Raw genomic sequence first — 19,977 nt, 5'->3', positions numbered from 1 at the left:
AATCTGTCACAATTCAGAACGGTTCTGAAAAGGTTCCAGCAACCCCCTCTTAAATTTGTGCGGGAATTGTAGTATAATGACCGTAGACATCGCACAGAACCTGATTCAGAGAGGAGCGTTCCAACATGTGGCTCATGTACACGACTGTCATCGGCTATATGGTCATCCTTCTGTTCGTCGGTCTCTTCATCATGCACTTCCTGAAAAAAGGAATGGTTGCGGAAGATGCCTCGACGATCGATCCGATACCGGAGCAAGACCATAGTCTCGACCTATAAAGAAAGCTGCCGGTTTCCGGCAGCTTTTTTCATGTTATTTTATTGACAAAGTGATTTCAGAAAGATGACCGCCGTGTAACAAACAGGTGCTTATGACCCCGTTTTTTTCCTTTTTGAAGGAAGATTTAGCCGGTTCTCCGGCGGTCGCCTGTTACAATCCAACATTCACCATTTTGACGCGGGGGGACTTTCCTCTATACTAATGTACAGCTAGAAAATGTACAGCAGAAAGTATGGTCACCGGGAGGCAATTCACCATGTGGAACTCTACTGATATCGGAATCGATTTGGGTACGGCCAATCTCCTCATTTATACAAGCTCAAAAGAAATCGTGTTTAATGAACCCGCCGTGGTCGCCGTGGATCAGCGCGGCTCCATCATCGCCATCGGGAACGAAGCCAAAGTGATGATCGGCAAGACGCCCGGCCAAATCCGGGCCATTCGCCCGATGCGCGACGGAGTGATCGCGGATTACGACATGACTGCGGAATTGCTGAAGTCGGCCATGGCCAAAGCCACGAAGAAAATGGGTCAATCCGTCCGCAAACCGCGCGTCGTCGCAGCGGTTCCGTGCGGCGCCACATCGGTCGAACAGCGGGCTATCGTGGATGCTATCAAATCATACGGGGCGAAGGAAGTTCACCTTATCGAGGAACCCGTCGCCGCTGCAATCGGCGCGGATCTTCCGGTCGGCGAGCCGATCGCCAACGTCATCGTCGACATCGGCGGCGGGACGACCGAAGTCGCCATCATTTCCTTCGGTGGCGTGGTCTCCTCAAACAGCGTCAAATTCGCCGGCGACAAAATGGATGAAGAAATCATCCAATACGTCCGCAAACGCCATAACGTGCTCATCGGCGAACAAACCGCCGAAGCCATCAAAAAGGAAATCGGCTACGCTCCCGTCGCCCATGAAGCCAAAACGATGGACATCCGCGGCCGAGACGTCGTCACCGGCCTGCCAAAAACGATCACACTCCATTCGCGTGACATCCAGCACTGCCTGAAAGAAGGCATGGAAACCATTCTCGAAGCCATCCGGACCACGCTGGAACTCTGTCCCGCCGAACTGTCCGGCGACATCGTCGACCAAGGCATCGTCCTCACCGGCGGCGGCTCCCTCCTGAACGGAATCCAGGAATGGCTTTCCCAGGTCATCTCCGTCCCGGTCCACACCGCACCCGAACCGATGGAAGCCGTCGCGGTCGGCACCGGCAAAGCCCTGGGCACCATCATGACCCTGAGAAAAGTGGCCTTGTGAGAGAAGGATATGGAAGCCCGTTCCGCCTGTTGGCGGGGCGGGCTTTTTTTTGGGGGTGCTTCCTGAGGGCTGAGGTTGCGGGTGCTTCCTGGGGGCTGATTTCTGCGACCGCCCGGAGGCTTTTCGCGGCCGCATTGGCTCTTTTCGCGCCTGCTTTCCGGGGGCCGAGATTTTCGCGCCCGCCCGGAGGCTTTTCGCGGCCGCTTTGACTCTTTTCGCGCCCGCTTTCCCGGGGCCGAGATTTCCGCGCCCGCCCGGAGGCTTTTCGCGACCGCTTTGGATCTTTTCGCGCCCGCTTCCCCGGGGCCGAGATTTTCGCGCCCGCTCGGGGGATTTTCGCGCCCGCATTGGCTCTTTTCGCGCCTGCTTCCCCGGGGCCGAGATTTCCGCGCTCGCTCAAGGCCTTTCCGCTCCGCTCATGCAGCACCCGCCGCTTTCGTCCCCTCCCCGCCCCCCGATCCAACTTATCCCCCGCACACCCAAAGAAACCTGTTCCGGGTCACCGGAACAGGTTTCTCAGTTTGGACAGATGTCTCCGCAGGGCGGCCTTGCCCTTTCAATGGTCGTCTTCGAGGATGGCGTACACGTAGTGGTCCTCCCACACGCCGTTGATGAAGAGCAGTTGCCGAAGCAGGCCTTCACGCTGGAGGCCGGCTTTTTCCAGCACCCGGACGGAGCCGACGTTGTTCGGGGAGACGTAGGCCTCGATGCGGTGCAGGCCCGCGCGTTCGAAGCCGAAACCGACGATGAGGCGGACGGCTTCGGTTGCGATGCCTTTGCCGGTTTCCGACTGGTCGATCGAGTAGCCGACAAACCCGCTCAGGAATGGCAGCCGCTTGATGCCGTAGAGCGAGATGTGGCCGATCAGGCGGTTGTTGTCCGCCCGGAAAATGCCGAAGCTGTATTCCCGCTTCTCCCTCAGCTGCTGGAGGGATTCGCGGATCTTTTCGCGCTGGACGGACACCGTATAGTAAGAGCTGTCGTGCCGCGGCTCATAGACCGACCAATAGGACTTATTGCGCGAAACGATGTTGGTCATGGCGAGGGCGTCGTCTTCGGTCAGGACGCGAAGCACGACCTTCTCGCCTTTCAGCATAATCACAGCCGGATCACCCTTCTTGTGAAGTGAGCTCGAGGAATTCATCGACGTCCCGGATGCAGAGCCGGACGCCTTTTTCCCAGAATTCCTGCTTTGTGATGTCTTCGCCGAGGTGCTTCTCGGCCAACTCTTCGACCGGCATGACCGCCGTGTCCCGCAGGAGCGCCATATACTTCTCTTCGAACGCCTCGCCTTCTTCCAGCGCCTTTGCGTAGATGCTCAGCGAGAACAGGTAGCCGAATGTGTACGGGAAGTTATAGAACGGAACGTCCGTGATGTAGAAGTGGAGCTTCGACGCCCAGAAGTGCGGATGGGCTTCGCCGAGTGCACCATCATAGGCCTCACGCTGCGCTTCTTCCATCAGTTCATTCAGCCGTTCGGATGAGACGATGCCTGATTTGCGTTCTTCGTAGAAGCGTGTCTCAAACAGGAAGCGTGCATGGATGTTCATGAAGAAAGCCACACTGCGCTGGATTTTGTCTTCCAGGAGGGCGAGTTTCTCTTCTTCGCTCTTTGCTTCCTTCACCGCAGCGTCGGCCACGATCATCTCCGCGAAAGTGGACGCCGTCTCGGCGACGTTCATCGCGTAGCCGCGGTTGAGTGAATGGACCGGACGCAGTGCGTATGAGTGGAACGCATGGCCGAGCTCGTGGGCAAGCGTGGCGACGTTCGACATTGAACCGCTGTACGTCATGAAGATCCGCGATTCCTCGGACAGCGGCATGCCGGTGCAGAAACCGCCCGGGCGCTTGTTCGGACGGTCTTCCGCCTCCACCCAGCCGTCTTCGAGCGCCGTGCGGGCGAACGACTGGAGCTCCGGACCGAATTTGCCGAAATGATCAAGGATGAACTCGGCGCCTTCCTGGTAGCCGATCGTCGCCGTCGATTCCGTCACCGGGGCATCGATGTCGTACCAGTCAGGCTTTTCCTTGCCGAGCAGCTGCGCTTTGCGCTCCAGATAACGGGCGAACGGCGCCTTGTTCGCCGAAATGGCGCCCCACATCGCATCGAGCGTCTCTTCCTTCATGCGGTTATATTCAAGCGGCTCGCGGAGCACATTTTCCCAGCCGCGCTTTTCATACACGGCCAGGCGGAACCCGGCGATCGAGTTCAGCGTCTTTGCGAAGAACTCCTCCTTCTCCTCCCACGCATCCTCCAGCTTCTCAAACGCCTCCTTGCGCACGGCGGCGTCCGGATTCGAACTGAGGTTATTCGCCTGGCCGACCGACAGCTCGCGCTCCTCGCCGTCCACCGTCACACTCACCAGGATATCGCCGACGAGCTGATCGTACAGATCGCCCCATCCGTGATACCCGTCCACGGAAAGCGCCGTGATGAGCGCCTCTTCCGCTTCCGGAAGCCGCGCGGCAGACTTTTTCCGCCATTCCCCGAGGATGAACGCGAACGCCTTCAGGTCGTCCTGTTCCAGCAGCTCATCCCACACAGCCTGATCCGACTTGGCCAGCTTCTGCTGGAGAGACATGAACGCCGTCTGGAACTTCGCCCCGAGCGACGTCATCTCCCCCTGCAGCAACAAGGCCTGCTTGTCGGTCGTATCCTGCGCGGCATAGCACCCGATGACCGCCCCGGCTTCACGGAGATGATTCATCACGTCTTTCGTCTGTTCAAGAAGTTCCGCGACCCGGCCGGCGTCCGCAGCTTTTTCCGGCGCCGAAAAACCGCCGACTGCGTCTGCATACGACTGGACGAGCGCTGCTCCTTCGTCGAGATGCTGCCTGAGTTCCGAAGATCCGCTGCCGCCCTTGAAGAATGTTTCCAGGTCCCATGTTTCCGGATATGTCTTGGTTGTCATCAAAATTCCCCCTGCCCGTTTGCCAATTTTCACAAAAATGAAATCCTCTCTATTATAACACGCTTTTTCGGCTGGCGAAACGTTCCAACTGGCAATAAGCTGTCACACTTTCCGGCGTACGGGACGTCGAACGCATGTATACTATTCTAAGTAGGAGGTGAAGATGATTGATCCGACAACTGTTCATGGGAATCGCGCTGCTTGCCGCAGCCGGATTCCAGGCGGCGGGCTACTTCATGCCGGCCGGCGGCCATCCGGCGGACGAGATTGCCGGACGGCTTCCGGTCATTTTCATGCCGGCCCGGTTCTCGGCGGTCCTCCTGCTGGCCGTCTATCCGCTTCTCGCCCTCTGGGTGCTCCGCTTCCGTAAAGGCGGCGAAGAAGCCGGCCTGCTGAATCTGCGGGCCGGATTATTCATCGGCACTTGCCTGGCGCAGGTTGCCAAGCTTGTTGCCTGGCAGGACGGTCACTTTTCCGCCGCCATTCTGGCCGGACTGCTGCAGGTCCTTCTGCTCGCGGTCCTGTATTTCAGCTATCCGCGCCGCCTCAACTCGCCGGCCGGCCGGATCCCTGTTTCCGCCCTGTTTTCATGGAGCCTGTTCTGCCTGCTCGCCATCGTTCACTATACACTGGAGTTCCATGACTGGAACGGCTTTGGCCTGAGCGATCCGCTCTGGGCGATCCTTACGAATACGTTCGCCGCGGCAGTGGCACTCCACTTTCTCCATCATTACGGGGACCGGACATTTGCACTCGTCTTCGCCTGGAACGCGGCGATGGTCGCCTTCCACAATCTGCTGGACGAACCGTTTGTCACGGCGGCCTCGCTGTTTCTTGCAGGAACGGCGGTCGTCTGGACGTTCCTTGACATGCGAAAACCGGTCCAGCGACTGGAAACAGCCGAAAACGAATAAACCCATACATTCAAAACGGCCCTCGGGAATTCCTCCCGGGGCCGTTTTTCCGTTCATTCAATTTCCAATCAATCGTCCAGTTCCGTGATGAGCTCAGGACCGTCCTTCGTGACGATGATCGTGTGCTCGATCTGGGCGACGAGCGATTTGTCCGGCGTGATGAACGCCCAGCCGTCTCCGCCCTCGATGATGTGCTCCGCCTTTTCCGAAATGAACGGTTCGACCGCGAGCACCATGCCTTCCTTCAGGAGCGTCGTGTCCCAGCGCTCATAATAGTTCAGCACATGTTCCGGCGGCTCGTGAAGAGAACGTCCGACACCGTGGCCGGTCAGGTTTTTGATCACGTGAAGCCCGTGGTCGCGCGCTTCACGCTCGACCGCCTTGCCGATCGCGTTGAGGCGCCCGCCCGGCTTCACTTTCGTCATCGCCCGGTCAAATGCGCTTTTCGCCACGTCGCACAGCTTCTGCTTGCGCTCATCCGGTGCCCCGACGACGAACGAGATGCCCGTATCCGCAAAATATCCGTTCAGGGAGCCGGAGACATCGATATTGATCATGTCCCCTTCCTGGAGAGCATGATTCCCCGGAATCCCGTGCGCGACCACGTGATTCACGCTGATGCACGTATAGCCCGGAAAATCATACTCGCCCATCGGACCGGACACCGCACCCGCTTCATCAAACATGCGGCCGGCAATTTCGTCGAGTTCCTTCGTTGTGACACCCGGCTTCGTCGCCGCCTTCAGCGCCTCGCGGATTTCCGCCATCACACGGCCGGCTTTCCGGAGGGACTCATAATCCTCTGTCGTTTTTGCGATCATCTTTTCAGCACTTCCTTCTATGGTTTCCACCTTCCACTATACCACAGACCGGACTCCGCAAAAAACGCTCAGCTCCTCAGCGCCCGCACTCCCGCCCACACACACCAAAGAAAAGCGAGCCCCTGCGCCCCCGCGAACAAGAACGCCAGCACGAGCTGCATCCCCGCATGCCCGGCCGTCGGCAACTCTCCCGTGAACGGCGCCCGGCGGAATGCATTCGCCGCCGCAACCGTCATGGCAAGAAGGGCCGCGAACGGCACGGCCGGGATGAGCTGGATGAGACACGCCCGCTTCGCATGGCGCCGGACGGACGGCTCGCCCGATGCGAAGAACACGACAAGCGGAAACAAAAGCGGGGCGAAGATGACACTGAAATAGTTGAGTGAAGACAAGAGGCGGGACTGATCCATAAGGCGGCTCCTTTCTTGCGTCCGGTTGTTTTTCTGCCGGTTCGGAAGGCTGTATTAGCGTACGGGAATCCAGTGGAAAGGGTGACCGGCCGGCCCTGCAGAACCTGTCCGGGCTTGAAGTCATCCATCTTATGTACTATACTGAAGGCGTCCATACTGAATATTGAAACCACAAGGGGAGCCGCCGGCGCGGCTGAGAGTGGACGGCAACGGTCCAGACTCTTCGAACCTGTAAGATCATTCTTGCGCAGGGATGTGGATGGAAAAAGATGCCTGAAGGCGTCCGGTTCTGTCCCGGATGTCTTTTTTTGATTGCATCCCCATCTTGCGACTATCACATTAGGGGGATTTTCTCATGCAGCAGCGAAGCCGACTCCAATTTCTGATCGAAGTGGCGATCTTCTCCGCCATCGGAATCGTGCTTGATCAGATTTCAATCAAACTTTGGTTCCAGGGCGGTTCCATCAGCCTGACGATGGTGCCGATCATCCTGATGGCGTTCCGCTGGGGACTCGGTGGCGGCCTGCTCACCGGCCTCATCCTCGGGGTGCTCCAGATGTTCGCCGGCGCCTATATCATTCATCCTGTCCAGGGCTTCCTCGACTATCCGGCCGCCTATACGGTCATCGGGTTCGCGGGCCTGTTCGCCCCGCTCGTCGCCGCTGCGGCGAAAAAGGGAAACAAGACGGCCATGATCTGGGCGATTTCCGCCGGCACGGTGCTCGGCGGGATCCTGCGTTATGTGTGCCATGTGCTGTCGGGTGTCGTGTTCTTCGGCGCCACGGCGCTCGACCTCGGCGAAAACGTCTGGTGGTACTCGATCGTCTACAACGCCGGCTATATGATCCCGTCGATCATCCTCACGGCGGCCGTGAATGCACTCATCTTCACGGCGGCACCGCGCCTGCTCAAACTCAAGCAGCTTAAGCTGCAGTCTGTCCGGTAAGCGGTCCGGTTAAACCTTCCGCCTCTGTTCAGAATGGACCCCCGCCCCCAATCGGCGGGGTTTTTTGTTTGGTGGCGGATTCCACCAAAAAAACCCCCGGATTTCCGGAGGTTTCGGGCAGGATGGCATGGATGCCGGCTGCGTGTTCATATCGGGGATCGTCGGACGGGCGTTCCGCCGCTGCCCGGCGGCCGTCCGATGCGGAGGCTTCCCCGTCCAGGCGTTTCTGCATGTCTTCAAAAGACACCGGGTTCGGCGGCGGGAGCTCCCAGGGCGAAATGCTCATCCGGTACGGCGAGGCGTCGAAGAAGGCGTTCGCCATTTGCCGGTAGCCCTCGATGGACGGATGAACATCCGCCGGATTCGGGATGAAGGCTGCCGCCGTCGCTCCTTCGAACCGGTCAGAAACCGGGACAAAGACTGCACCCGCCGCTTCCGCTTCCTGCTTCAGGATGAGGTTGAGCCGGTCAAGCTGTTCACGCGTTCCCGCCTTCATCTTTTCCTTCACATGCGGATACGGGAAATAGTAACCCATGACATACACCTTGGCTCGCGGTGCGCGAACGGCGAGTTCACGGAGGATCTCCCCCATGTTTTTTCGCACACCGTTCAGTGCAAAGTCGGCGGGGATGCGGTCGAATGCAAGCGTGCCGTTCGCCGGGTCATGCCGGATGAGCCCGAGCAGGTCGTTCGCCCCGGCCGACACGGTGATCAGATTCGCCTGTCCGAGCAGTTGCTGCGCTTCTTCGGAACGGACGCGGTCCAGCACCTGGCGGGTAGTGAAGCCCGGGAAACTCAGGTCTTTTGAATAGTAGGCGAGCCCGATGTAGCGCTGCAGCTTCATCGCGATCAAGTCTGAATAGCCGGCGTCGATCGAGCGGGACGGCGTCTGGCCGGCGGCGAGCGAGTCGCCGAGCGCCACATAGACGACCCGTCCGCCGGCGCTTGCCGGACCGGCGGCCGGGATGAGGAGGAGAACGGCAATCAGTGCGGCCGCGAGTTTTTTCATCACTGCCCGCTCCGTTTTCCGCCGGTTTTCCCTTTTGTCTTCCCGCCGGATTTCGCCGATGGCTTTCCGTCCGCTTTCGACTGTGGCTTTGAGCCGGCCTTCGCATTCGTCCGGCCGCCTGTTTTCGCCTTGCCTGCTTTACCGCCGGCAGGCGCCGTTTTCGATGACCCTTCGATGAGCGCGCCTTTGTGCCACACTTTCTGGAGCGGCTTGCCCGTCAGTTCTCGCGTCAGCTTCCGGTACGTTTTTTCGTCCGGATAAGAGACGAGCGAGAGGACTTCGCCGTCCGCCCCGGCGCGTCCCGTGCGTCCGGATCGGTGGGTGTATTGCTCCGCGGTGCGCGGCACGTCGATATGGATGACGTGAGACAGTCCGCTGATGTCGAGTCCCCGTGCCGCCACGTCCGTGGCGATGAGGATGCGGACCTTTCCGTCTCGGAAGTCGTCGAGTGCCCGTTTGCGCTCCATTTTGTTCATGCCGGAGTGAAGGACGGCGACCGGCGCGTCGTCAAATTTCAGTTTTGACTCTTTCATGAGCAGCTGGTCGGTGTTATTGATGAAGGCGAGGGCGTGCACGTTTTCCTGGTGGGACAGCCGGCGGATCAGGTCGGTCTTGTCTCGTTCTTCGACTTTTACGAACGAATGGACGACCTTCCCTTGTGCCGGCATTTCGCCTGCCTCCACCCGGATATGAAGCGGATCCGTCATGAACCGGTCCGCCACGAGCCGGATTTCATCGGTCACCGTCGCGGAAACGACCGAGACCCGGCAGTCGGGAGACGCGGCATCGATGAGCGACCTCACGTCCGACCGGTTTTCGCGGCCGAGCAGCTGATCGCCTTCGTCCAGCACGATATGCCGGATGTCGTGCATCTTCAGCTTGCGGTCGTTCGCCAGTTCCCGGATCCGGCCCGGCGTTCCGACGACGATCGTCGGCTTTTTCTTGAGCTTCTCGATCTGGCGCTGCTTGTTTGCGCCGCCGATGAGCTGGGTCACGGTGACATCCGTGCCTTCCGTCCAGTTGCGCAGCACTTCCAGGATTTGCATGCACAGTTCCTGGGACGGCGCCATGATGAGCGCTTCCGTCCGGTTTGAGCCGCCGTCGACAAGCATCAGCAGCGGAATCACATAGGCAAGCGTCTTGCCCGATCCGGTCGGGGACTCGGCGACAACATCCCGGCCATCGAGCATCGCCGGAATCATCCTCGCCTGGATCGGCATCTCACTCTCAAATGTCCATTTCTCTTTTAGTTCAGGATCCAGCCGTTCCAGAAATCCCATCTGTCATACCCCGTTTCGATTGCGTTGTGATTGTGTCCATTTTAGCATATGGGCGGGCCGTTCTCACCGCGGGAACCGCCAATCCCTCTCCCGGTAAGCCGAAAAAGCGGCCGGGCATTCGGTCTGCCCGGCCGCACAATGTCTTTATTCAGGCTTCAGCCGGTGACCGCAGGCTTCGATCGCCGCTTCTGCGAGCACGCGGAGCGAGTCAAGATATCGGCCGTCAAGATGGAGCTCCTGTTTCACGACCGACAGCTCGGTGCAGCCGAGGATGACCCGGTCACAACCCCTGCCGGCCATGTGGCGGTCGATCCGGCCCCACGTTTCCCGGTCCGCGGGGCGTCCGGCCTTGATGTTGTCGTAGATGACCGACATGACGTCCCGCTGGATCTCAGGCGACGGAAGAACGGGCTCGATGCCGCGCCGGTGACAGGCCGCCTGATACACTTCGGAGGCGACGGTCCCGTCGGTCGCGAGGATCCCGAGCATCCGGGCGCCTTCCCGCTCCGCCCGCGCGACCGTTTCCTCGATCATGTTGAGCACCGGCACCGGGGAGGCTTTCACGATATCTCCGTAAAACGTGTGCGCCGTATTGCACGGGATGGCGATGAGTCCGGCCCCGGCCTCCGCCAGCCGCTCCGTATCCGCGATGATCACGGGAACCGGATCCGGCTTCGTGCGGTCCAGGATGTACGCCGTCCGGTCGGGAATGTTCGTATTGTTTGTGATGACCATGTCGACATGGTCCTGGTCACATGCGGCATCGGTGCGGCGGACGATCATTTCGCCGATGTACATCGTCGCGAGCGGGCCGACGCCGCCGAGAATGCCCAATGTCTTTTTATTCATGCTGTCCAATCCTTTGGTGAACCGATTTCATTACAATGGACCATTATAGCATATCCGGCCGTTCATCAGAGTTCCGGCTTCACTCTTCCATGCACATGCTGCTCGTAGGCAAATGCATATCCGATCAAAAGCGGTTCTGAGAACGCCCGGCCGTAGAACGTGATGCCGAACGGCTCGCCGCCTTCCCCCTCGCCCGACGGCACGGCGATTCCCGGATATCCGGCAGCCGCGCCGAAGCTGCAGCCGTGGTCTTTCGGAAATACGAGCGCGTTGATCTCGTACTTCCGGAAAGCGGACTCAAGCGCCGTCTCGGCGGCCAGATGGCGGTTCCGCTCGAGTGCCTCCAGATAGCTCCGTTCGGTGAGCGTGCCGGAAGTCCGCTCCGACTCCTCCAGCATGTTCTGGCCGAACTTCAGCGTTTCTTCCGGATGGCAATTATTGAATTCTATGATGTCTTTGAGCGTGCGGATCGGGTTGTCCGGGGCTGTCCGTCCAAGATAGGCGTTCAGGGCAGCCTTGAATTCGTGCAGAAGCACATCGTAGCCGAGGTCATCCTCCATGACGCCGAGGTCGATGCCGTCGACCACTTCAGCGCCGCATGCCCGGATCGCCTCAAGCGCCTGGTCGAACCGGTCATTCAGCCCGGTGTCTGCCTCCCGCTCGAAAATCTTTCGGGCGACTCCGATCCGGGCGCCGCTGAGTGCTTTCGTGTCCAGCACCGCGTCCCAGTCGGTCCCGTCCCAGACGGCGCCCAGTGCGGTGACCGGATCTTCCGGATCAACGCCCGTCATGCCGCGGAATAAAATCAGCGCATCTTCCACCGTCCTGCCGAACGCGCCCGGCGTGTCCTGAGTGACCGACAGCGGAATGACCCCCGTCCGGCTGATGGCGCCGACGGTCGGCTTGATGCCGACGAGGCTGTTCTGCGAAGCCGGCTCGATGATTGAACCGGTCGTTTCCGTGCCCGCGGATGCCGCTGCCAGGTTTGCCGCAACCGCGGCCGCCGATCCGGAACTTGATCCGCCGACGTCAATCGGGCCGTAAGGACTTTTCACCTGCCCTCCGCGCGAGCTCCATCCGTTCGTCATCTTGTCCGACATGAAGTTCGCCCACTCGGTCATGTTCGCCTTTCCGAGGAGGACCGCCCCGGCTTCCCGCAGCTTTTGAACGAGAAACGCATCTTCGGCGGCATAATGGTCTTTGAGCGCAAGCGATCCGGCACTCGTATGCATTTTGTCGCCCGTGTCCATATTGTCCTTCAGCAGAACCGGAATCCCGTGCAGCGCCGAACGCGGTCCGTTCAGTCTCCGTTCAAAATCCAGCATCCGTGCGATCTGCATCGCATCCGGATTCACCTCAAGGACTGAGTTGATGTTCCGGTCGGTCTCGGAAATCTCCGCCAGATACATCGTGACCAGCTCTTCCGCGGTCAATTCCCCCCCGTCCATCTTATCCTGCATCGAGCGGATATCCGCTTCCGGGAGCCATTCTTTTCGGAGTTGATCCAGTTTCGTATTGTGCATCGCCGATCCCTGCCTCATCCATAAGATAACATCATCTAAAAAATGCCGGCCGGCGGGTGGTCCCCGCCAGGCGGCAATGGTCTTAATGGGTGTCGCGTTCTGTATATTCCTTGATCAACGCGTAAATGGGAAGTTCATAAAGTTGCTTTCCATCGATTTTGAATACGCCCTCGTCGACGAGCCGGTCGATGATCACCTGTTTTTTCTCGTCCATCGGGCTTTCATGCAATTGCCTCATGGTGTGTCTGCTCCTTGTTGTTCATGTTTCCGTTGTTTCTTTCCCGCTCAATTTATTCCCTTATAGAACGGATTGAAACCATGAAAGTTCCCCCCCGGCGCCGCTTGCCCGTCAGCGGTCAAAGGAAATAAAACCCGATACCCATGATGAGGTAGGCGGCGATCAGCGTCAGGCCCTCGAACCAGTTGGATTCGCCGTCGATCGAAATCATGATTGTGAGCAGTGCGGCCGTGATCATCGCAACGAGTTCCGGCACGGTGAACACGAGCGGCATCTGCTCCGGCATCAGAAGGGACACGAGCACGAGCGCCGGCGCGACGAACATGGCCACCTGGAGCGTCGACCCGACCGCGATTTCGACCGAGACATCCATCTTGTTCTTGAATGCCATCATCAGCGCCGAAGCGTGTTCGGCGGCGTTCCCGACAACCGCAACGATGATCACCCCGATAAAGAGCTCCGACCAGCCGAAACGGGCGCCGATGTCTTCAAAGGTGTGGACGAGGTTTTCTGAGACGAATGCGACGGCGAGCGTGGCAACGAGCAGGATGATGATCGACTTCATCTTCGACCATTCCGGCTCTTCCTCCTCTATCGTTGCCGACCGGTCGTTTGCCGATTTATCAGAACCGGCGAAGAACCCGCGGTGCGTGACGAGCTTGAAAAACAGGCCCGCCAGATAAAGCGCGATCATGATGACCGCAATCCCGATGCTGAGCTTGATCGTTCCCCGGTCGCCCATCCCCTGTGAGAAAATTTCCGGAATGACGAACGCCACGACGATGGCGAAGATGAGCAGGCCCGCGTTGTATCGCGCATCGACGAGACTGAAATTCTGGCGTTTGTGCTTCAGCCCGCCAAGGAAGAATGATAGCCCGAGAACGAGCAGCAAATTCCCGATGACCGAACCTGTCAGTGATGCCAGCACAATGCCGATCAGGCCCGCCTTCAATGAAAAGATGGAAATGATGAGTTCGACCGCATTCCCGAATGTCGCGTTGAGGAGCCCGCCGATCCGCGGCCCCGATACGATCGCGAGCGATTCAGTCGCCCTGCCCATGATCGCCGACAGCCCGATGATGCTCACACAGCAAAGAATGAACATCATGAGGCTCGACCAGTGAAGGAAGGACCCTACTATTACGAGCGGAACCCCGATAAAAACGATGGTTGTAAAAACTTTGTTCATCCTGCGACCCTCCAATCCTTAACTGCTTCCTTTTATGGTGCGAATTGCTCGCGCTAAGTGCGAATCGCCCCCGCTAAGTGCGAATCCCCACCTGAAAGTGCGAATCGCCCCCGCTAAGTGCGAATCGCCCTCTCTAAGTGCGATTCTTCACCTGTAAGTGCGAATCGCCCTCTCTAAGTGCGATTCCCCGCCTGTAAGTGCGAATCGCCCCCGCTAAGTGCGATTCTCCACCTGTAAGTGCGATTCCCACGCGCTAAGTGCGAATCCCCACCTGTAAGTGCGAATCGTCCCCGCTAAGTGCGATTCTTGCGGAATGTCCGTTATAAAAAGATACCCACTTGCGGCTGTGTGTAATCTGGCAAACGGAGGACCGGAGAATCTGTGATTGGCTGTTTTAACGCATGATGGCACATTTAATTCCAAGGCCGGAGCTGCACAGCCGCCCGGCACCCTGCTCCCGGAACCACAAAAAACGCCCCGGCCGGGAAAATCCCGCGGGGCGTTTTTGCTCTATCAACTTCTCATCTTTTTCTTCAGTTTCTGCAGTTTCGGCACCACATGGACGAACATTGAGTACAGAAACGGCTTGTACACTTTGTCGGCCTCGCCGATGTATTCGGTGTGGCCGTCTTTGTCGCAGAAGCTTTTCTTGAACAGATACAGGCCGTCTTTCGGGCTCAGTTCAAACACCCCGCCGAAGTCGTACTGCTCTGCACCTTCGGAGATCCCCCACTTGATCATTTCGTAATTCATGAGGTGGTTCGGATTGAGGTTGCGCTTTTCGTTCGTGCTTCCAGCGTACAAGTAATACATTTTGCCGCCGTAGTTGATCGTGAGGCCGGCGGCAAGCTGGTCTCCTTCATGTTCGGCAATGTAAATCCGCAGATTCTTTCCGAAAGCCTCCCGCATTTTCTTGAAGTAGCCGATCGAGCGGGTCGTGATTTCGTTGCGCTCGGCCATCGTCCGGTAGATCCGGTAAAAGTCTTCCAGATAGCGGTCATCATCTCCCCAACTTACCGTCACGCCTTTTTTAACGGCGCCGCGGATGATGTTCCGGCACTTTTTGGAGAACTTCATCATGATCGACTCTTCGTCACAGTCATCGAAATAGAGGATCATGTTCAAGCGCGGCTGGATGAGCGCTTCTTTCTCCGCTTCCCGGTTGCGGACCTTGAATCCCATGCCGGTGAGCTGCTGCTCCAGTTCATCCGAAAACCGTACTTCGGGATCGAACTTCAATGCGAACGCCTTGTGCTGCTTCGCCACTTTATCCGCTTCGGCGATCAATTCCGCGAGCAGCGCCTTGTCGGTCACATCACAAACCGGACCGCGCGGCGCATACAGAAGAGAAAATCCGCCCGGCACTTTCTTGATGAGGAGCGACATCGCCGCCGCAATCTCGCCGTCACGCTCGACGTACACTTGGGCATTGCCCCAGTCGTCTTTTACATGCGCCCACCCCAAATCCTGCGTGAGAGCCCGATGCGGGGATGCGGCCACGAACCGTTCATAACGGTCCGTCATTTCCTTGTCTGTCTTATCTAAAATCGGCACTGCTTGAATACCTCCAGTTTCCATCGGCAAATGATCCCGCCGTCACGGGAGGGCGGGATCATGCTTCCGGTTTGAAGTACTGCGCAAACCGCTGATGGTAGGTCTTATAGTAGGAATAGAGCTTGAACCTCCGGATGAGGGTCATGTCTTTGTCGTAATAGAGCGTCGAGGCGGTCTTGCCTTCCTTGATGAGGCGCCGGACCTGCGACTTCAGCTTCGGATCGGTCGTGTACTGCACGAGGATTTTCAGCGGGATGCCGTGCCAGAGAACTTCATTGTCTCCGTAGACGACCGGGTTGTCCCGGTGGTACACACGGTCCTCGACGAGATATTTCGCCATATTGTAGCCGTTCGCAGTCACGAAGAACGAGCTTCTGCCCTGACGTATATTGAGTTCGAAAATTTTGAACTTGCCGTCGCGGCGGTCGTATTTCAGGTCAATGTTCGCAAAGCCCGTAAACCCGATCGCTTCCAGGAACCGCTTGTATTGATCGTACAGTTCCTGGTTGGAGTCGCCGACGATGCCGACGTAGTTGCCGATCAGAATCGGCGTCGGGTCTTCGAGCACGACATGGCCGAGGCACATCATGCGGACCTTTCCGTTCCGGTCGCAGTAGGCGTTCAGCACGTACATAGTCGTGTCGTCGCCCGGTATGTAATCTTGGATGATAAGCGTTCCGTCGTATGTGGACCCGTAGATTTTGCCGATGGCATCGACAAATTCCTCGCGGCTGTCCACGATATAAGCCTTTTTCTTTCCTTCGAACTGGGCGTTGAAATAACGCATCGAGTCGGACGGCTTGACGACCGCCGGAAAATCAAACGGCAGCTCCATTTCAGGATCCATGCCCTTCTTGAAAATGACCGTTCCGGGGTAATCCAGTCCGTACTCTTCGCACATCGAATAAAATTTCTCCTTAAAGATGATGTCGTCCATCATTTCTTCGGAGACGAACGGCAGGATGTAATGCGGCTCAAGAACGGACCGTGCACGGACTGCCAGCTCCACATAATTTTCATTGCTGGCGATGAGGAGGAGCTTGTCCGCCTTCTCCAGCAGTTCGTCTTTCAGCGTCAGAAGGCTTTCGGCAAACGTTTCAGGCTCGTCGAAGCGCTCAAAGATCCGCTTTTCGATGATCTTGCTGTGCATCGTGGAAAGCAGATGGCCTTTCGTCGCCACGATGCTCTTGATCCCGTATTGTTCATGGAAGGCGCGCGCCATTCCGTATGCATTGTCGTCCGATCCGAGGATGACCGGCAAAAAGTCCATTTTCGGCATGTTTTAACCCCTTCGCTCGTCACGCCGCGCCGGCTGTTCCGGCCGCGCAAAATCACCCTTCAGTCTATCCCAGAGGGCACGTCAAGTCAAGGCAGCCCACCACCTCCCGAGCATTCCCGGTGCCAATGGAATCGGTGCCGTTCCTTCATTGAAGGCACTCTTCGCGGACCGCAGAAGCGTTTGAAAACGGGCCGAACGGGCATTGAAGATTGTCGAGAACGGCAGACGGTCGGGAACCCGGCATGCGCGACGGGTTTTTCCATGTCTGGAACCAAGTTTGGGTGGAGGCTTTCGAACCTAAATAACCGATTATTTAAGTTATTTGCATATAGTAAATAAGTTTAAATTTACGAGTAATTCTCAATATATCAATTGGTAAAAGTTATTTTTGACAATTGAAAACGTTAAGGGTTATCATAAATAAATCTAAAAGGAGGTTACACGAATGTCACGCCTGACCAAACAGGAAATTGCGGCAAGTGTCCCGCAAAGAGGATTCTTCGGCCATCCGAAGGGCCTGTTTACACTGTTCTTCACGGAGTTTTGGGAGCGCTTTTCTTACTACGGGATGAGGGCCATCCTCGTCTTCTATATGTACTACGAAGTGAAAAACGGCGGCCTCGGCCTCAGCGAGCCGCTTGCCCTGTCGATCATGTCCATCTATGGTTCTCTCGTATATATGTCCGGGGTCATCGGCGGCTGGCTTGCCGACCGGGTGTTCGGAACGTCGCGTGCCGTGTTCTTCGGCGGAGTGTTCATCATGCTCGGACACATCGCGCTTGCAATGCCGGGCAGGCTCACGATGTTCTTCATCTCAATGGTCCTCATCGTCATCGGTACCGGTCTCCTGAAGCCGAACGTCTCGACGATTGTCGGCGACATTTATCCGGAAGGCGATAACCGCCTCGATGCCGGATTCAGCATCTTCTATATGGGGATCAACCTCGGTGCATTCATCTCGCCACTGATTGTCGGCGAACTGATGAAGAAAAGCTTCCACCTCGGCTTCGGCGTTGCCGCTGTCGGGATGTTCATCGGGCTCGTCCTCTTCCTCATCACGAAGAAGAAAAACCTCGGCCTCGCCGGAACGCAGGTTCCAAACCCGCTCACTCCTGCCGAGAAGAAAAAATGGGGTCTTTATGCGGGCATCGGCGCCGTCGTCCTCGCGGTCGCCCTCGCCATCATGATTCCAAACGGCTGGGTGACGATCAACGGCGTCGTCGCGCTCGTCGGTGTTCTCGGGATCCTCATCCCGACGGCATACTTCATCGTCATGTACCGCAGTCCGAAAACCACTTCTGCCGAACAGTCGCGGCTTCTCGCCTACATTCCGCTGTTCATTGCATCAGTCATGTTCTGGGCGATCCAGGAGCAGGGTTCCACGATCCTCGCCCGGTTTGCCGACAAGCGGACGGATCTGGACGCGTTCGGCTTCCATATCTCGCCGGCCTGGTTCCAGTCGCTGAACCCGCTGTTCATCATCACGCTCGCGCCGGTGTTTGCATGGCTGTGGGTAAAACTCGGCAACCGCCAGCCGTCGATTCCGAGAAAATTCTCGTTCGGCCTCCTGTTCGCAGGTCTGTCGTTCCTCGTCATCCTGCTGCCTGGCCAACTCGGCGGCGCCGACGCGCTCGTCAATCCGCTCTGGCTCGTGCTGAGCTATTTCCTCGTCGTCGTCGGGGAGCTTTGCCTGTCGCCGGTCGGCCTCGCCGCCACGACGCGCCTTGCACCTGCCGCATTCTCTGCACAGACGATGAGCCTCTGGTTCCTGTCGAACGCCGCAGCCCAGGCGATCAACGCACAGATCGTCAAGCTGAACACACCGGATACGGAAACCCTGTACTTCGGCACGATCGGCGGCCTGTCGATCGTTCTCGGCATCCTGCTCTTCCTCGTCGCGCCGAAACTCGTGCGCTTCATGAAGGACGCCAACTGAATCCATCCAAAAACCCGCTGCCGGTTCAAGCCGGCCGCGGGTTTTTCATTGTCAGAGCCCCAGATCCGTGAAGGTGTCGCCGTGATCGAGGTCACCGTACTCATAACCGCGCTTGAACCAGTACATCCGCTGCTCCGACGTTCCGTGCGTGAAGCTCTCCGGCACGGCGTAACCGCGCGCCCTGCGCTGGATTGTGTCGTCGCCGACCGCACTCGCGGCCCGGAGCGCCTCCTCGAAGTCACCCGGATCCAGGTAGCCTTTTTCCTCGTCGTGTTTTGCCCAGACGCCGGCGAGATAGTCCGCCTGCAATTCCATCGCGACCGAATACTTGTTGTATTCCTCGCTGCTCACCCGCTGACGGACTTTCGCCATCTCGTCGCTGATGCCGAGCAGCGTCTGGACATGGTGCCCGACTTCATGGGCGATCACATAGGCCATCGCAAAATCGCCCGGCGCCTGGAACTGCGTCTGCAATTCATTGTAAAAACTCAGGTCGATGTAGAGTTTGTGATCGCCCGGACAATAAAACGGACCGACGGCTGCACTGCTGAGCCCGCAGGCGGACTGAACGCTTCCCGTGTACAGAACCATCGTCGGATCTTCATAGTTCATGCCCTCCTGCCGGAAAATCTCGCTCCAGACTTCTTCCGTATCGGCCAGCACGACAGAAACGAAGTCTGCCAGCTCTTCTTCCTGTTCGGATTCGACATACCCTGCGCCACCCCCCTGCTGAACTCCGGAAGTCGGGGTATCCCCTCCGCCGAGAAGGCTGCCGGGATCACCGCCGAGCAGCAGGAAGAGGATGATCCCGATGATGCCGAGCCCCCCGCCGCCGATCGCAATCGGGCCGCCCACGCTGGGGCCTTGGCCGCGGCGGTCCTCGATATTTGAACTGCCTCTTCTCCCTCTTGTCTTCATGAATGCGTTCCTCCCTGCGTCTCAGATCTTGCATCTGATTACCTATACCCAAATTCCCGGGAGAATAAGACGCGGCAGAAAAATCCAGTCGGGGCGAGCGGTATCTTTATCTGAAGGAACGTTATCTTTATCCGGCGGAGCTTTATCTTTATCCGTTAAAACGCTATCTTTATCGGCAGAAGCGTCATCTTTATCGGCTCAAAACAAAAAAGCCGCACTTGGCGGCTTTTTTGTTCAGACTGTAGACAAAACGGACCCAAAAGAAATCTTTTGGGGTCGTTTTGTCATTTTAATGGATATTTCGCATGTTCTTGCCCATAAAACCCCTGAGGGAGGAGCGGCCGTCAGGCCGGTTTTGGTGCTTTCCATGTCCAGCAGGCCAATCTTTTTAAATTCAGCGCAGCATAAGTAAGCATCGCCTGCATGGACATTTTTGCTTCCCCGCGCAGGGTTGTCCATCGCATGCCACACTTTTCTTTGGCATCTCCAAAACCGCGTTCCACGGTCTCTTTCCGCCTTGCGTAAATTTCCTTGTTTTCCGGAGTGAGTCTCAGTGCTTCCGCCTGGTCAAGATAATCTTCCCAAACATGTCGGGTGATGACCTTTACATGATTCCGGCTCTGTGTACACTGGGCTAACAGAGGGCATCCCGCACATTT

At 57.7% G+C, this 19,977-nt stretch carries 19 protein-coding genes and 1 riboswitch; of the genes, 5 read left to right on the top strand and 14 right to left on the bottom strand.

Annotation, left to right across the window (positions count from 1 at the left end; all coding sequences use genetic code 11):
* Window positions 1-125 precede the first annotated feature (125 nt).
* Entirely contained in the window at window positions 126-278 is a 153-nt protein-coding gene (locus tag ACFFIY_RS09925) for a hypothetical protein (protein WP_354198185.1), read from the top strand.
* 257 nt (window positions 279-535) lie between these two features.
* Window positions 536-1,540 carry a rod-share determining protein MreBH gene (mreBH, locus tag ACFFIY_RS09920; protein ID WP_354198183.1) on the top strand — a complete coding sequence of 335 codons (1,005 nt, stop codon included), beginning with the start codon at window positions 536-538 and terminating at the stop codon, window positions 1,538-1,540.
* A gap of 556 nt (window positions 1,541-2,096) precedes the next feature.
* Here mreBH and ACFFIY_RS09915 read toward each other — a convergent pair.
* Window positions 2,097-2,642, bottom strand: coding sequence for a GNAT family N-acetyltransferase (locus tag ACFFIY_RS09915; RefSeq protein WP_354198180.1), 546 nt, complete (start codon window positions 2,640-2,642; stop codon window positions 2,097-2,099).
* A 7-nt stretch (window positions 2,643-2,649) separates the two neighbouring features.
* On the bottom strand, window positions 2,650-4,452 hold the full coding sequence (locus ACFFIY_RS09910) for a M3 family oligoendopeptidase (RefSeq protein ID WP_354198178.1): 1,803 nt from the start codon (window positions 4,450-4,452) through the stop codon (window positions 2,650-2,652).
* 167 nt (window positions 4,453-4,619) lie between these two features.
* On the opposite strand from ACFFIY_RS09910, the gene ACFFIY_RS09905 reads away from it, so the two are divergent.
* The gene (locus ACFFIY_RS09905; RefSeq protein WP_354198176.1) at window positions 4,620-5,366 is read left to right on the top strand and encodes a TspO-related membrane protein; all 747 of its coding nucleotides are present in this window, start codon (window positions 4,620-4,622) and stop codon (window positions 5,364-5,366) included.
* Window positions 5,367-5,434: 68 nt separating this feature from the next.
* Here the strand turns inward: ACFFIY_RS09905 and map are convergent, their stop codons facing one another.
* Complete coding sequence (map, locus tag ACFFIY_RS09900; protein WP_354198174.1) at window positions 5,435-6,187, bottom strand: type I methionyl aminopeptidase; 753 nt, start codon at window positions 6,185-6,187, stop codon at window positions 5,435-5,437.
* Between the two features lie 68 nt (window positions 6,188-6,255).
* On the bottom strand, window positions 6,256-6,597 hold the full coding sequence (locus tag ACFFIY_RS09895; protein ID WP_354198172.1) for a magnetosome magnetite crystal formation protein family: 342 nt from the start codon (window positions 6,595-6,597) through the stop codon (window positions 6,256-6,258).
* Between the two features lie 164 nt (window positions 6,598-6,761).
* A riboswitch (TPP riboswitch) is annotated at window positions 6,762-6,868 on the top strand.
* 84 nt (window positions 6,869-6,952) lie between these two features.
* On the opposite strand from ACFFIY_RS09895, the gene thiT reads away from it, so the two are divergent.
* The gene (gene thiT, locus ACFFIY_RS09890) at window positions 6,953-7,543 is read left to right on the top strand and encodes an energy-coupled thiamine transporter ThiT (protein WP_354198170.1); all 591 of its coding nucleotides are present in this window, start codon (window positions 6,953-6,955) and stop codon (window positions 7,541-7,543) included.
* Window positions 7,544-7,571: 28 nt separating this feature from the next.
* On the opposite strand, the gene ACFFIY_RS09885 is transcribed toward thiT, so the two are convergent.
* The 8 genes from ACFFIY_RS09885 to ACFFIY_RS09850 all read right to left on the bottom strand — a co-directional run bounded on the left by ACFFIY_RS09885 (window position 7,572) and on the right by ACFFIY_RS09850 (window position 16,464).
* Window positions 7,572-8,552: an SGNH/GDSL hydrolase family protein gene (locus tag ACFFIY_RS09885; RefSeq protein ID WP_354198167.1), complete on the bottom strand. Its 981-nt coding sequence runs from the start codon at window positions 8,550-8,552 to the stop codon at window positions 7,572-7,574.
* A complete protein-coding gene (locus ACFFIY_RS09880; protein ID WP_354198165.1) occupies window positions 8,552-9,832 on the bottom strand; it encodes a DEAD/DEAH box helicase in 1,281 nt (426 codons plus the stop codon). Before ACFFIY_RS09880 ends, ACFFIY_RS09885 begins: the two co-directional genes overlap by 1 nt.
* A gap of 144 nt (window positions 9,833-9,976) precedes the next feature.
* On the bottom strand, window positions 9,977-10,681 hold the full coding sequence (cuyB, locus tag ACFFIY_RS09875) for a cysteate racemase (protein WP_354198163.1): 705 nt from the start codon (window positions 10,679-10,681) through the stop codon (window positions 9,977-9,979).
* A gap of 65 nt (window positions 10,682-10,746) precedes the next feature.
* The gene (locus tag ACFFIY_RS09870; RefSeq protein ID WP_354198161.1) at window positions 10,747-12,204 is read right to left on the bottom strand and encodes an amidase family protein; all 1,458 of its coding nucleotides are present in this window, start codon (window positions 12,202-12,204) and stop codon (window positions 10,747-10,749) included.
* An 82-nt stretch (window positions 12,205-12,286) separates the two neighbouring features.
* Window positions 12,287-12,442 carry a Fur-regulated basic protein FbpA gene (locus tag ACFFIY_RS09865; protein ID WP_354198159.1) on the bottom strand — a complete coding sequence of 52 codons (156 nt, stop codon included), beginning with the start codon at window positions 12,440-12,442 and terminating at the stop codon, window positions 12,287-12,289.
* A 118-nt stretch (window positions 12,443-12,560) separates the two neighbouring features.
* Window positions 12,561-13,631, bottom strand: a complete 1,071-nt coding sequence (cax, locus tag ACFFIY_RS09860; protein WP_354198157.1) for a calcium/proton exchanger — start codon at window positions 13,629-13,631, stop codon at window positions 12,561-12,563.
* A 513-nt stretch (window positions 13,632-14,144) separates the two neighbouring features.
* Window positions 14,145-15,185 carry a lipid II:glycine glycyltransferase FemX gene (locus ACFFIY_RS09855; protein ID WP_354198155.1) on the bottom strand — a complete coding sequence of 347 codons (1,041 nt, stop codon included), beginning with the start codon at window positions 15,183-15,185 and terminating at the stop codon, window positions 14,145-14,147.
* 58 nt (window positions 15,186-15,243) lie between these two features.
* A complete protein-coding gene (locus ACFFIY_RS09850) occupies window positions 15,244-16,464 on the bottom strand; it encodes a carboxylate--amine ligase (protein WP_354198153.1) in 1,221 nt (406 codons plus the stop codon).
* A gap of 445 nt (window positions 16,465-16,909) precedes the next feature.
* Between ACFFIY_RS09850 and ACFFIY_RS09845 the strand changes: the two genes are divergently transcribed.
* Window positions 16,910-18,400 carry a peptide MFS transporter gene (locus tag ACFFIY_RS09845; RefSeq protein ID WP_354198151.1) on the top strand — a complete coding sequence of 497 codons (1,491 nt, stop codon included), beginning with the start codon at window positions 16,910-16,912 and terminating at the stop codon, window positions 18,398-18,400.
* 51 nt (window positions 18,401-18,451) lie between these two features.
* Here the strand turns inward: ACFFIY_RS09845 and ypfJ are convergent, their stop codons facing one another.
* Complete coding sequence (gene ypfJ / locus ACFFIY_RS09840) at window positions 18,452-19,318, bottom strand: KPN_02809 family neutral zinc metallopeptidase (RefSeq protein WP_354198149.1); 867 nt, start codon at window positions 19,316-19,318, stop codon at window positions 18,452-18,454.
* Window positions 19,319-19,662: 344 nt separating this feature from the next.
* On the bottom strand, window positions 19,663-19,977 hold a 315-nt coding region (locus tag ACFFIY_RS09835), incomplete at its 5' end, for a transposase (protein ID WP_376837250.1).

The sequence above is a fragment of the Bhargavaea ullalensis genome, from assembly GCF_042432615.1.
GTDB lineage: Bacteria > Bacillota > Bacilli > Bacillales_A > Planococcaceae > Bhargavaea > Bhargavaea ullalensis.
The sequence above is the reverse complement of the archived record's forward strand: the minus strand, read 5'-3'. Positions and strand labels throughout refer to the sequence as shown.